General features: G+C 58.5%; 15 protein-coding genes. 6 read left to right on the forward strand and 9 right to left on the reverse strand.

The annotated features are described in order from the left end of the window. Positions 1–31: 31 nt before the first annotated feature. The 7 genes from ACA065_RS20290 to ACA065_RS20320 are packed head-to-tail and all read right to left on the reverse strand — an operon-like array spanning position 32 to position 6998. On the reverse strand, positions 32–1060 hold the full coding sequence (locus ACA065_RS20290) for a nucleoside hydrolase (RefSeq protein WP_497691233.1): 1029 nt from the start codon (positions 1058–1060) through the stop codon (positions 32–34). Positions 1061–1085: 25 nt separating this feature from the next. Then, a complete protein-coding gene (gene rbsD, locus ACA065_RS20295) occupies positions 1086–1490 on the reverse strand; it encodes a D-ribose pyranase (RefSeq protein ID WP_497691234.1) in 405 nt (134 codons plus the stop codon). After that, entirely contained in the window at positions 1487–2404 is a 918-nt protein-coding gene (rbsK, locus tag ACA065_RS20300) for a ribokinase (protein WP_497691235.1), read from the reverse strand. Before rbsK ends, rbsD begins: the two co-directional genes overlap by 4 nt. A 23-nt stretch (positions 2405–2427) precedes the next feature. Next, positions 2428–3450, reverse strand: coding sequence for a LacI family DNA-binding transcriptional regulator (locus ACA065_RS20305; RefSeq protein ID WP_497691236.1), 1023 nt, complete (start codon positions 3448–3450; stop codon positions 2428–2430). Between the two features lie 3 nt (positions 3451–3453). Next, positions 3454–4431 (reverse strand): ABC transporter permease, encoded by a 978-nt coding sequence (locus ACA065_RS20310; protein ID WP_497691237.1) that lies wholly within the window; start codon positions 4429–4431, stop codon positions 3454–3456. Next, positions 4428–5981, reverse strand: a complete 1554-nt coding sequence (locus ACA065_RS20315) for a sugar ABC transporter ATP-binding protein (protein WP_497691238.1) — start codon at positions 5979–5981, stop codon at positions 4428–4430. Before ACA065_RS20315 ends, ACA065_RS20310 begins: the two co-directional genes overlap by 4 nt. 57 nt (positions 5982–6038) lie before the next feature. Next, complete coding sequence (locus ACA065_RS20320) at positions 6039–6998, reverse strand: sugar ABC transporter substrate-binding protein (RefSeq protein ID WP_497691239.1); 960 nt, start codon at positions 6996–6998, stop codon at positions 6039–6041. A 497-nt stretch (positions 6999–7495) separates the two neighbouring features. Here ACA065_RS20320 and ACA065_RS20325 point away from each other — a divergent pair, with 497 nt between their 5' ends. The 3 genes from ACA065_RS20325 (at position 7496) to ACA065_RS20335 (ending at position 9721) form a co-directional block, all read left to right on the forward strand. Then, entirely contained in the window at positions 7496–8584 is a 1089-nt protein-coding gene (locus ACA065_RS20325; RefSeq protein ID WP_159958070.1) for an asparaginase, read from the forward strand. 191 nt (positions 8585–8775) lie between these two features. After that, entirely contained in the window at positions 8776–9027 is a 252-nt protein-coding gene (locus ACA065_RS20330; RefSeq protein ID WP_497691240.1) for a DUF1654 domain-containing protein, read from the forward strand. Between the two features lie 4 nt (positions 9028–9031). Beyond that, entirely contained in the window at positions 9032–9721 is a 690-nt protein-coding gene (locus tag ACA065_RS20335) for an endonuclease (RefSeq protein ID WP_497691241.1), read from the forward strand. 31 nt (positions 9722–9752) lie between these two features. On the opposite strand, the gene ACA065_RS20340 is transcribed toward ACA065_RS20335, so the two are convergent. Continuing rightward, positions 9753–10118 (reverse strand): SPOR domain-containing protein, encoded by a 366-nt coding sequence (locus ACA065_RS20340; RefSeq protein ID WP_497695388.1) that lies wholly within the window; start codon positions 10116–10118, stop codon positions 9753–9755. Positions 10119–10380: 262 nt separating this feature from the next. Between ACA065_RS20340 and csrA the strand changes: the two genes are divergently transcribed. The 3 genes from csrA (at position 10381) to ACA065_RS20355 (ending at position 11432) form a co-directional block, all read left to right on the forward strand. Next, entirely contained in the window at positions 10381–10575 is a 195-nt protein-coding gene (gene csrA, locus ACA065_RS20345; RefSeq protein ID WP_003192511.1) for a carbon storage regulator CsrA, read from the forward strand. A 203-nt stretch (positions 10576–10778) separates the two neighbouring features. After that, complete coding sequence (locus tag ACA065_RS20350) at positions 10779–11042, forward strand: hypothetical protein (RefSeq protein ID WP_497691242.1); 264 nt, start codon at positions 10779–10781, stop codon at positions 11040–11042. A gap of 93 nt (positions 11043–11135) precedes the next feature. Continuing rightward, on the forward strand, positions 11136–11432 hold the full coding sequence (locus ACA065_RS20355) for a hypothetical protein (protein WP_497691243.1): 297 nt from the start codon (positions 11136–11138) through the stop codon (positions 11430–11432). Positions 11433–11451: 19 nt separating this feature from the next. On the opposite strand, the gene ACA065_RS20360 is transcribed toward ACA065_RS20355, so the two are convergent. After that, positions 11452–12129, reverse strand: a complete 678-nt coding sequence (locus ACA065_RS20360; protein ID WP_497691244.1) for an HAD-IA family hydrolase — start codon at positions 12127–12129, stop codon at positions 11452–11454. Positions 12130–12239: the final 110 nt, after the last annotated feature.

Genomic DNA, 12239 nt, shown 5'->3' on the forward strand with positions numbered 1-12239 from the left:
ACCGGCCAGCGAGCGCCGACCGGCAAACACATTACTTCAAGCGCGCCAAGCGTTCGGTCAGCAGATCGAAGAAGCCCTGGGCGTCGCCGTTCTCAACCCAGAATGCGTTCTTCGGTTGTTTCAGGCCGTCGTACCAATCGACGATGGTCTGGCCGAAGGTCGGGCCTTCACGGCTGTCCACCACCACATTGACTTCACGGCCGCTGAACAGCTCAGGCTTGAGCAGGTAAGCAATGACGGTCGCATCGTGTACCGGGCCGCCTGGAATACCGTAGTGTTCCATATCACCTTTGACGTACTCATTGAGAATGTCGCCGACGACTTTGCTGGCGTTGTTCTTGATGTCGGCGATCTGCTTCAAGCGCGCGTCACTGGTCAGCACCTTGTGGGTCACATCCAGCGGCAGGTAGGTCAGCTTGACCCCACTGTTGAGCACAATTTCGGCGGCCATCGGGTCGGCGAACAGGTTGAACTCAGCCACTGGCGTGATGTTGCCGCCGTTGAAGTGCGCACCGCCCATCACCACCACTTCCTTGATGCCTTGGGTGATTTCCGGTGCCTGGGTCAGCGCCAACGCCAGGTTGGTCTGCGGGCCGAGCATCGCGATGGTGATGCTATGGGGCTTGGCAGTGCTGAGAGTCTTGATCAGGTAGTCAACCGCATTGCCTTCGGCCAGGCCTTTTTTCGGCTCGTGCACGGTAACGCCAGAAATACCTTCCTTGCCGTGAATATTCTCAGCGTAGATCGGCGTGCGCAGCAGCGGCTTAGGCGAGCCGGCATACACCGGAATGTCTTCGCGCCCTGCCCACTCGCGGGCCAGGCGCGCGTTGCGGGAGGTTTTGTCGAGGCGCACGTTACCGGCGACGGTGGTCAGTGCACGAATATTCAACTCCTGCGGTGAGGCCATGGCAAACAGCAAGGCCACCACATCATCGGCGCCTGGGTCGGTGTCGATGATCAGGTCGATTTTTTCCGCCGCGTGGGCGCTGGCTGCGGTGAGTGCGGACAAAAGCAGGACACTCCGAAACAGGTTTTTCAGGGTTGGAAGACCACGTTGCATGAAACACTCCTTGTCGTAGGGAACTCTAGAAGGTTACGCCGGACACCAGCGCGATATTGCAATAAGGCTGGCACTCGCCAGTGCGCACCACGGCGCGGGCCTTGCGGCTCAGTTGCTTGAGTTCTTCATGGCTGACCAGGCGACGTTCGCCGAGGGCGGCCTGTTCGGTCAGGCTGTTGAGCTCAGTGAGCGCAGGCGGCTGCTTGAGCAGGATTTCTTCGGCCAACACATGGCTTTCCACCTGCATTTCACTCAGCACAATGCGCAGGGTGCTGATGAAATCCGGAATGCCCTGGGTCAACGCCAGGTCGATCAACTCGACGCCGGGCGGCACCGGCAGGCCGGCATCGCCGATGACCAGAATGTCGCCATGACCAAGGGAGGCGATCACGCGCGACAGGGCAATATTGAGCAGAGGTGTCTTTTTCATGAGGGCACAAAACCTTGAACGTCGTGCAGCGTAGGAATAGAAGGTTGCGCACCGGCGCGGGTCACCGACAATGCCGCCGCGACCTGGCCAAACCGGATGGCCTCGGCTTCGCTCTTGCCATTGGCGAGCGCTGCGGCGAAACCACCAACGAAGGTGTCGCCAGCAGCAGTGGTATCCACCGCCTTGACCTTGGGCGCCATCAGGTGCTCAAAGCCTTGGCCGTCGGCAAACAGCGCGCCCTGGGCACCGAGGGTAATGATGACTTTGCCGGCGCCCGCTTTGATCAGTTGCGTCGCGGCGACCTTGGCGCTGTCGAGGGAGTCGACCGTTACGCCGCTTAATTCAGTGGCTTCACTTTCGTTGGGAATCAGGTAGTCGATCGAGGCGTACCACTCAGCTGGCAAGGGGCCACTGGCTGGCGCCGGATTGAGGATCACCGTTTTACCCAATTCACGACCGCGCTTCAGGGCATGGCCTACGGTGGCCATCGGCGTTTCCAGCTGACAGACGATGACGTCGGCGGCCTGCAACACTGCGTCAACAGTTTGCAACGATGTTGGCGTCAGCTCGCCGTTGCTGCCGGCCACAATCACAATCGCGTTCTGGCTGCTGTCATCCACCACAATCAAGGCCACACCGCTGGAGCCGTCCACTGTGCTGACGGCCTGGCAATCAATGCCCTCAACCAACAACGCCTCGCGCAGTTGAGTGCCGTAGGCGTCGGTGCCGACGCAGCCGATCATGGCCACATCAGCCCCAAGACGCGCCGAAGCCACCGCCTGGTTGGCACCCTTGCCGCCAGGGACGGTAGAGAACGTCTGGCCGATCAGGGTTTCACCGGCGCGCGGCAACCGACTGGCACGGGTGACCAGGTCCATATTCAAGCTGCCTATTACCACTACTTTTGCGGGCATACATCAGTACTCATCAATTCGGTTCAGCGGTATTGGGCGAACACACCGGCAAACGGCGCCGTCGACTCACGCAAAACAATACTCGGCGTCACGATGCGCTGATCGATCGGCAGTTGGGGGGTTGCAATTCGTCGCAGTAAAAGTTCGGCGGCCGTCTCGCCCAGCTGCAGGATCGACTGCCCGACCGTGGTCAACGCCGGGTACACGTAACGGCCCATTTGAATATCATCAAAACCAATCACCGACAGTTCGCCGGGCACGCGAATATTGCGCTCTGCTGCAGCACGCAACACGCCGAAACCAATCATGTCGTTGCTGGCAAAAATCGCACTGGGCGGGTTTTCCGACAACAATTGCACTGCCGCAGCATACCCGCCGGTGCTGGTGAAATCACTTTCCCGGATGCGATCAGCCGCCACCTCTACGCCCGCTTCACGCAGCGCGCGGTGATACCCCGCCAGACGCATTTGCGCCACGCGGGTGTGGCCGGGGCCGCCAATACAGGCGATGTCGCGGTGACCAAGTTCAAGCAAGTGCCGGGTCGCCAGGTAGGCGCCCTCCTCGTGATCAATGCGCACCAGGTCAACATCAATACCGTCCAGCGCACGGTCGACAATCACCATGGGCGTGCGTACCGCGCTCAAGCCAGCAGCAAGGCCACTGTCGTCGCCACCTACAGAGGTCACGATCAAGCCGTCGATGCGCTTCTCCAGCAATACGCGCAAGTAGCTGCGCTGCTTTTCAGCGTTGTCGTCGGAGTTGCAGAGGATCACGCAATAGCCATTTCGCTCGCAGTAATCCTCGATCCCGCGGGCCAACTCCGCAAAATACGGGTTGAGGCTGTTGGGCACCAGCAGGCCGATGGTGGCGGTGGTCTTGGCCTTGAGTGATCGCGCGACCGCACTCGGCACATAGTCGAGCTGCTTGATCGCCGCCTCAACCTTGATCCGCACGGGCTCGCTGACCGGCCGCGTCTTGTTCACCACATGGGACACGGTGGTGTAGGAAATACCTGCAAGCGCTGCCACATCCTTGATCGTTGCCATGGTTCAGCCCCGCCGGCTGGCGCGCTGGCTGCGGTAGGTATCGAGGACCACGGCAATCACGATCACAGCACCGGTGATGATGCGTTTGGTGGGCTCCGTAGCGCCGATCTGCGCCAAACCTGCGGCCAATACCGAAATAATCAACACACCGAAGAAGGTACTGATGACCGAGCCGCGCCCACCCATCAGGCTGGTGCCGCCGATCACCACGGCCGCGATCACCTGCAGCTCCAGGCCGGAGCCGGCATTCGGGTCCGCCGCTTCCAGGCGTGAAATTTGGAACAGTGCGGCCACGCCGGCCAACAGGCCCATCAGGCTGAACACCAGGATCTTGTAAGGCTTGGGGTTAATGCCGGCCAGGCGCACGGCTTCTTCGTTGGTGCCGATACCGATCAGGTAGCGACCAAACACCGTACGCGTCAACACCAGCTGAGCGGCGATAATCACCACCAAGGCGATGATAAACGACGGTGAAATGCCGAAGGCAACCGGGTTCGACAGCCAGGCATACGAGTCACCGATATAGGCGGTGCGCGAGCCGGTCATCTGGTAGGCCACGCCTCGCGCCATTTCCAGCACACCGAGGGACACGATAAACGACGGGATACGCCAGGCCACGGTGATCGAACCGGTGATAGTGCCGGCCAACGCCGCACAGCCCATGCCGAGCAAGGCGGCCGGCAGGACACTCCAACCCCAGCCCAGAATCGCCACACTGACGGCCGACGCGGCCAATGCCAGCACCGAGCCTACCGACAGGTCGATGCCGCCGATGATCAGGATGAAGGTCATGCCCACCGCCAGCACCATCAGGTCCGGGATCTGGTTGGCCAGGGTGCTGAAGGTGTCATAGGACAGGAAGTGATCGCTCAGTACCGAGAACAGCGCAATCATCGCCAGCAAGGCACCGGCCAGCCCCAGGTAGGTGCCGAGGCCGTAGAAGTTGCCGCCGGTTTTACCCGGGGAAGTTGTGGTTTTCATGGGGTATCCCTAAGCGCTGCGTCGTTCAGCAGCGCATCACGTTTTTGGTAGCCGGCAAAGGCGGCGGCGAGCAGTTCGTCCTGGGTCCAGCTGTCGCGCTCGAAGGTTTCGATCAGGCGCCCGGCGGAGAGCACGCCGATGCGGTCACAGATCAGCATCAGCTCCCGCAGGTCGCTGGACACCACCACCAGCGCTTTGCCCTGGCGAGTCAATTCGCCGAGCAAGGCATAAATATCGAACTTGGCGCCGACGTCGATGCCGCGCGTCGGTTCATCGAACAGCATCACCGCGCAATCGCGCTCCAGCCAACGGCCGATCACGACTTTTTGCTGGTTACCGCCCGACAGCTCCGACACCAACTGCGCCGGGCTGGAGCTGCGGATGCGCATGGCATCGATCTGGCGCTTGGCCAGGGCCGTTTCATCGCGGCTGTTTACCACACCGCCGCCAGAGATTTCCGGCATGTTACCCAAGGCAATATTGGCGCTGATGGATTGGGTCAGCAGCAGGCCTTCGCCCTTGCGGTCCTCGGTGATCAGGGCGATGCCGTGGCCAACCGCGTCTACCGGGGAACGAATGCTCACCACCTTGGCCGGCGAGCCCAGGGCGACGGTGCCGCTGTCCGCCAAGTCTGCGCCGAAGATCAGGCGCAGCAATTCAGTGCGGCCGGCGCCGATCAGGCCTGAGATGCCATAGATCTCACCGGCGCGCACTTCAAAGGACACGTCACGCACCTTGTCCGAGCGCGTCAGCCCTTTCACCGTCAGGGCCGGGCCGCCGATGGTGCGCGGGCCCAGGTCGATCTGTTCACCCAGCTCGCGACCGACCATCAAAGTCACCAGTTGCTCACTGTTGTAGTTGGCCATCGGCTCGACGCAGACCAGCTTGCCGTCGCGCAGTACCGCAATACGCTGGGCAACGCGAGCCAGCTCTTCCAGCCGGTGCGAAATATAAATGATCGCCACGCCCCGAGCCTGCAGGCGGGTGATTTGTTCAAAGAGCATCTCGACTTCACGGGCAGTGAGCATGGCCGTGGGTTCATCGAGGATCAAGACATGGCAGTCGCCGATCAGGTTGCGGGCGATTTCGACCATCTGTTGATGGCCAATGCCCAAGGTGCCAACCAGGGTGTCCGGGTCGATTGCATCCAGGCCGACTTGGGCCATGGCTTCGATCGCGGCTTTGCGCAGTTGCTTGCGGTTGATCCAGCCACAATTTCTGGGCAGGTTGTCCAGGAACAGGTTTTCGGCCACGGTCAGGGTTGGCAGCAGGTTGAGTTCCTGCATGACCATGCGCACGCCCAGCTCTTCGGCCTGGGTGCGGCTGCCGGGGCGGTAATCCTGACCATTGAACTGCATGTGCCCGGTGGTTGGCGTGACCAGCCCACCGATAATTTTTGACAAGGTGCTTTTACCTGCGCCGTTCTCGCCGGTCAGCGCCAGCACTTCTCCGCGATTGAGCGTCAGGGTGATGTCGGACAGAACCGGTTGGGCATAGGTCTTACCGATACCGCTGACCGAGAGGACAACGTTCGGGGCGGAAGATGACATAGGAAAATCTCCAGGCGCCCGCTCAGGACGAGCGGGCGCTGTTGGGTACTGCCAGGATTACTTCTTGAGGACGAGTTCGACCGGGGTTTCGATCACGCCATCTTTGGCATCGACTTTCTCACCCTTGACCAGCTTGAGCGCGTTCTGGATACCGAACACGGCTTGCTGGGCGGCGGCCTGGTCGGCAGTCGCCAATACGCGGCCATCCTGCAGCATCGGCTTGATGGCTTCGATGTTGTCGTAGCCCACGACCAGTACTTTGCCGGCCTTGCCAGCCGCACGTACAGCGGAGACAGCACCCAGGGCCATGTTGTCGTTACCGGCCAACAGTGCCTTGAGGTCTGGGTATTCGCTCAGCATGGCAGAAGCCACTTTTTGGCCCTGGTCGATTTCCCAGTTACCCGATTGGGTCGAGACAATCTTCATGCCGGCAGCGTCCATCGCATCCTTATAGCCTGCGGTGCGCTGCTGAGCGTTGGTGGTGGTCGGTACGCCTTCGATGATGCCGACTTTGTCACCCGCGGCCAATTGCTTGGCCAGGTAGTCACCTACCAGCTTGGAGCCTTTGCGGTTGTCCGGGCCTACAAACGGGATATCGAGGTTTTTGCTTTTCAGCACGTCCGGGTCAAGGCGGTTGTCGATGTTGACGACCTTGATACCGGCATCGGAGGCCTTTTTCAGCACGGTGACCAATGCCTTGGAGTCGGCGGGGGCGATCACGATGGCGTTTACTTTGGCGAGGATCATCTGGTTGACGATGTCGATCTGCGCGCTGGTATCGGTTTCGTTTTTGATACCGTTGGTGATCATGTCGAAATCAGCGGAATGGTCTTTCTGATACTTCTTGGCGCCTTCCTGCATGGTCACGAAAAATTCGTTGGCAAGGGACTTCATCACCAGGCCTACCTTGGGTTTGACGGCGGCGTCGTCAGCAAAGGCAGAAGAAAGAGGTAGAGCAGCGGATGCGGCAGCAAGCACAGCGACAGCAAGAAGACGTCCAGCAAATGGCAGCTTCATGGGTTCACTCCGATCTTATGATTATTGTGAGCAACGCTTGCACTGTGAAACATCTCGCAAACGTTTGCGTTGTTCAAACTATGAGAACCTTGTCGAGATTTGTCAACGGGTGACATACGTCTTTCATCCAAGCCCTCTGGCCCCCCCCCGCCTTTACGCCATACCGTCATGAGATTAAACATTGGCCTGCGCCAGTCGTTCTCTAAAACGACAGGCTGCGACGCCCTTGTCATACATATCCCGACGATATTCCATCATGGCTTTCGGACAACCGAACGCAATACTGCCTCGACGTTCGGAAAGCCGGACGCACGCCCTTCAGACCAATCGAAATATTACGAATAAGTTGTTTTAAATCAACACGTTATTTTATATCTCCAGACACAATCAGCTTGGTACAAATCCTGCTCTTTTACAGCACCTCGCGGCGTTCAGAACCGCCCGGGTGTTCTAGATGAACCTGCTACCGCACTCATCAAAAACCAGAGAGAAAAATAATGAAATCTGCACTGAAAACCTTTGTTCCGGGCGCTCTAGCCCTACTGCTGCTGTTCCCCGTTGCCGCCCAGGCAAAGGAAGCTGAAACCAAGACCAAACTCTCCAACGTGGTGATCCTTGCCACCGGCGGCACCATCGCCGGTGCTGGCGCCAGCGCCGCCAACAGCGCCACCTACCAGGCGGCCAAGGTCGGTATCGAGCAATTGATCGCCGGTGTTCCTGAGCTTAGCCAGATCGCCAATGTGCGCGGCGAGCAAGTGATGCAAATTGCGTCCGAGAGCATCAATAACGAAAACCTGCTGCAGCTGGGCCGCCGCGTTGCCGAACTGGCCGACAGCAAGGACGTGGACGGCATCGTGATCACTCACGGCACCGACACCCTGGAAGAAACCGCTTACTTCCTGAACCTGGTGGAAAAAACCGACAAGCCAATCGTGGTGGTCGGTTCCATGCGTCCAGGCACCGCCATGTCGGCAGACGGCATGCTCAACCTGTACAACGCAGTGGCTGTCGCGGGCAGCAAAGACGCACGCGGCAAGGGCGTGTTGGTGACCATGAACGACGAGATCCAGTCGGGTCGCGACGTCAGCAAGATGATCAACATCAAGACCGAAGCATTCAAGAGCCCATGGGGCCCACTGGGCATGGTGGTTGAAGGCAAATCCTATTGGTTCCGCCTGCCTGCCAAGCGCCACACCATGGATTCCGAGTTCGACATCAAAACCATCAAGAGCCTGCCGGACGTGGAAATTGCCTACGGTTACGGCAACGTGAGCGACACCGCGGTCAAGGCCCTGGCCCAGGCCGGCGCCAAAGCCATCATCCACGCCGGCACCGGCAATGGCTCGGTGTCTTCCAAGGTTGTTCCTGCTCTGCAGGAACTGCGCAAGCAGGGCGTGCAGATCATTCGTTCTTCCCACGTGAATGCCGGCGGTTTCGTACTGCGTAATGCCGAGCAGCCTGACGACAAGTACGACTGGGTGGCTGCCCATGACCTGAACCCGCAGAAAGCGCGGATCCTGGCGATGGTTGCTCTGACCAAGACCCAGGACAGCAAAGAGCTGCAACGGATGTTCTGGGAATATTGATTCCTGATGACACATTGGTAGAGGCGGATTAACCCGCCTCTACCGCGTATCAAGCCCCCTCGCTACAACATCCCCGCTAATACCAAGCCCGCGAAAATCGCTGTCGCATGCCCGCATTTAAGTTTTAAGCAGTTGCGAAATTGTTTACAGTTAAATACTGTATACACATACAGCAAACTAAGGAATGCTCCGTGGCAAAGTCTTCTTCCGCAGCGCCAACCTCGCCTGATGCCTACCAACGCCTGGGCGTTCGTGTGCAAAAAATCATCAACTCAACCAACGCCCAGAAATCCAAGGCAGCCTTGATCTTCCGTTTGCCGGAAGAGCCGGAGGAAGAATGGGCGCGCTTACTGGAAGAAATTGCGGAAAACGATAACGTCACCCTCGCCTATCGGGACGACGGCGGCGTGCAAATTTTCTGGGTCGTACCGAAGGAAGATTGAGTCAATGAGTGCCCGCTTTACTGCTTTGTTTTGTCTGTTTTTTACCATTACCGCCCACGCCCAAGCGCCTCGAACCTTCAGCGAAGCCAAGAAAATCGCCTGGACGCTATACGCCCCACAATCCACGGAGTTTTACTGCGGCTGCAAATACACCGGCAATCGTGTGAACTTGAAAGCCTGTGGTTACATCCCACGCAAAAATGCCAATCGTGCCGCACGCATCGAATGGGAACATATCGTTCCTGCCTGGCAAATCGGGCATCAGCGTCAATGCTGGCAAGTCGGTGGGCGCAAAAACTGTACGCGCCACGATGACGTGTTCAAGCGCGCCGAAGCGGACTTGCACAACCTGGTGCCGAGCATCGGCGAGGTCAATGGCGACCGTAACAACTTCAGTTTTGGCTGGCTGCCGGTTCAGCGTGGGCAGTATGGCTCTTGCCTGACCCAGGTGGACTTCAAGGCCAAGAAGGTCATGCCGCGCCCGTCGATTCGCGGGATGATCGCCCGGACGTATTTCTATATGAGCAAGCAGTACGGCCTGCGCCTGTCAAAACAGGACCGGCAACTGTATGAAGCCTGGAACAAGACCTACCCGGTGCAAGCCTGGGAACGCCAGCGCAACCAGACCGTGGCGTGCGTGATGGGCCGCGGTAATGAGTTTGTCGGCCCGGTGAATTTGAAGGCCTGCAGTTGAAAGTGGGCGGGACACCCGCCCAACCTCCCGGTTACTGCGCAGTCTTGTGTTCAATGACCTGCGACTCAGTGTCGTTTTTCTTGGCGCGCGCCAGTTTTTCGGTCAATAACGCCTGCTTGGCTTCAGCTTCGGCCTTACTGGCGAACGGCCCCAGCAATACCTCGTCCTTGCCGTCTTCTTTCACGATATAAAAATTGAAACCATGCTCGAGCAACCAGGCGGTCAGGTCCGTGATCGCCTGCAGTTTGTGGTCCGGCGGCCCTACCCACACATCCCATTCCTGGGCGGCAATCGCACCCGTTTGTGGCTGGCTTTCAGTCACGGCAGGCTTGGCCCTGGGCGCTTCGACAGGTTTGCCTTCACCGCAACCGGCCAATGCCAACACCGCCATTGCCATCGCTACTTTACGCACTGCCCTGCTCCTTAAAGGATAAAGAGGCAACTTTATCATTCACTGTCTATTCTGGCCGTCATAAACGTTGGCTTAAACAATGCGAATGATGTACCGCAGACCTGTATGATGCCGCCATGGGAATTAATGTCGCCTCTATGCGTCCTAAAAGAGGCAGTCACAGGGAAGCGCTTAGCAGTAAGCTACACACATCCGACATCTGCCCTGTCTGAAACATGTGTCCTTAAAAGTAATCAAGGAGAAGTCCATGCTTATACTCACCCGCAAAGTCGGTGAAAGCATAAACATCGGTGATGACATTACGATCACCATTCTGGGCGTTAGCGGCCAGCAAGTACGAATCGGCATCAACGCACCCAAGGACGTTGCCGTGCATCGCGAGGAGATTTACCAGCGCATCCAGGCCGGCCTGACTGCTCCGGACAAAAACCAGACGCCTTGAAGCGCCCTCAGTAGCCAGCCTTTTCGTTCACTGTAACGGCTGGCGAAGACCCTTTCGGCCTGTTCGCTTTTTTTGTGTCCAGAGTGTCGTCTCTTCTTAAATGCAAGATGAAACTGTTTTCACATCTGGAACTTGTCGCGTGGTGCACAGCCCAAAGTAGCGACCCATTCTGCCGACATCTGAGCGCACTCAGGAGTACGTCGATGAGGCGCACCTCGATGCAACACTTTGTCACCCATTCTTGGATGATCGCCCTGTTGATCGGGCTAGTCTTTGCAGGCGTGGAATATGGCTTGAGGTACGAAATTGAAGGTGCAGACGCTACGCAAGCGCCTTCGTGGCTGGACCTGGTGCTGCTCCTGTGCGGTTACTTATTTGTGTTCTGCCTGAAGCCCATACAGATCACCATCCAGCGCAAAATGTGTCAGCGAGCCCATCACCCTACACATCGAAAGCCCGTAAATTGATGGGTGGGAACGCGCTATCAGATCGCCGGTATTTACAGCCCCGCTGCAAGATCTATGCTTGGGCTTGCACGGCCAGTCAAAGGCATTAAGCAGATGGATACCCTCAGCAAATCCGAAATCGAATCCGCACTGGCAGCGCGTCTGCCCAGCTACGAAATCACCTGTACGCTGCACGCTGACGGCACGCTTTCAGCCATTCTGAGTGGCCCGCAAATCGACCATTTCGCGATCACCGGAATCGTCCGTGCGCATTATCGCGGCGCCGAAGCGATTGCCCTGCTTGCCAATGAGATCCTCAGGGAAATGGTGATATCCCGCCAGGGCATGAGGAATACCCGACTACAAGCTTCACCCGATTACACCGCCGGGGAAGAAGGCCGAGACCGGTAGCGGGCTCGGCTTTTTCGTTTCAGCCCACCACGCTGTGCAAACGCAGCAGGCCGTCATCATCGCGCTGGACGTGCAACTGCTCATAACCATCAATCGATGCATGTGCCGTGAGCATTGGCGTCAGGTGCGTCGAGGTCACAACCACCACGGCGGCTCCCGCCGCCTCCCCTGCCCGAATCCCCACCGTCGCATCCTCAAACACCAGGCAGTCCCGCACGGGGACACCTAGACGCTGCGCGCCAAGCACATAACAGGCAGGGTCCGGTTTGCCGCTTTTGACATCCTCGGCCGTGACCAGCACCGCCGGCGGCGAAATACCCGCCGCTTGCAACCGGCGTAGTGCCAGCTCCTTGGGCGCCGAGGTCACCAACGCCCATTGATCGCCGGGCAAACGGTTTAAAAACTCAATGGCGCCGGGAATCGCAACAACACCCTCGACATCATTCAACTCGGCGTCGGTGATCCACTGCGCTTCAACCTCCGGATCGATGCCAGGGAGCGCTTGACGGGTGATGGTGTCGATTGCCCGCGCACCATGAATAGTGCTCAGGAAGGCCGCCACATCCAGGCCGTGGCGTTCAGCCCAGATACTCCACACCCGCTCGGCGGCGGCGATGGAGTTGAGCAAGGTCCCATCCATATCGAATAGAAAGGCACGGAAGCGTTGGGTAAATACGGCTGGGCCAGGAATGGACACTGCTTGGCTTTCCTTTTAGTCGGTAACAAATGCTGACCCGATGCAATCTACGGATCCCCCTTCCACTTGTAAACGCTGTGTACGGACACCCATGGCCTTGCATTACAACC

This window comes from Pseudomonas sp. LBUM1640, from assembly GCF_059716225.1.

What these genes read in the sequence shown, in the direction of transcription:
- csrA (WP_003192511.1), top strand. Translation starts at nt 10,381, where the DNA reads ATGCTTATACTCACCCGCAAAGTCGGTGAAAGCATAAACATCGGTGAT.
- ACA065_RS20325 (WP_159958070.1), top strand. Translation starts at nt 7,496, where the DNA reads ATGAAATCTGCACTGAAAACCTTTGTTCCGGGCGCTCTAGCCCTACTG.
- ACA065_RS20350 (WP_497691242.1), top strand. Translation starts at nt 10,779, where the DNA reads ATGAGGCGCACCTCGATGCAACACTTTGTCACCCATTCTTGGATGATC.
- ACA065_RS20335 (WP_497691241.1), top strand. Translation starts at nt 9,032, where the DNA reads ATGAGTGCCCGCTTTACTGCTTTGTTTTGTCTGTTTTTTACCATTACC.
- ACA065_RS20315 (WP_497691238.1), bottom strand. Translation starts at nt 5,981, where the DNA reads ATGTCATCTTCCGCCCCGAACGTTGTCCTCTCGGTCAGCGGTATCGGT.
- rbsK (WP_497691235.1), bottom strand. Translation starts at nt 2,404, where the DNA reads ATGCCCGCAAAAGTAGTGGTAATAGGCAGCTTGAATATGGACCTGGTC.
- rbsD (WP_497691234.1), bottom strand. Translation starts at nt 1,490, where the DNA reads ATGAAAAAGACACCTCTGCTCAATATTGCCCTGTCGCGCGTGATCGCC.
- ACA065_RS20290 (WP_497691233.1), bottom strand. Translation starts at nt 1,060, where the DNA reads ATGCAACGTGGTCTTCCAACCCTGAAAAACCTGTTTCGGAGTGTCCTG.
- ACA065_RS20310 (WP_497691237.1), bottom strand. Translation starts at nt 4,431, where the DNA reads ATGAAAACCACAACTTCCCCGGGTAAAACCGGCGGCAACTTCTACGGC.
- ACA065_RS20305 (WP_497691236.1), bottom strand. Translation starts at nt 3,450, where the DNA reads ATGGCAACGATCAAGGATGTGGCAGCGCTTGCAGGTATTTCCTACACC.
- ACA065_RS20355 (WP_497691243.1), top strand. Translation starts at nt 11,136, where the DNA reads ATGGATACCCTCAGCAAATCCGAAATCGAATCCGCACTGGCAGCGCGT.
- ACA065_RS20340 (WP_497695388.1), bottom strand. Translation starts at nt 10,118, where the DNA reads ATGGCAATGGCGGTGTTGGCATTGGCCGGTTGCGGTGAAGGCAAACCT.
- ACA065_RS20320 (WP_497691239.1), bottom strand. Translation starts at nt 6,998, where the DNA reads ATGAAGCTGCCATTTGCTGGACGTCTTCTTGCTGTCGCTGTGCTTGCT.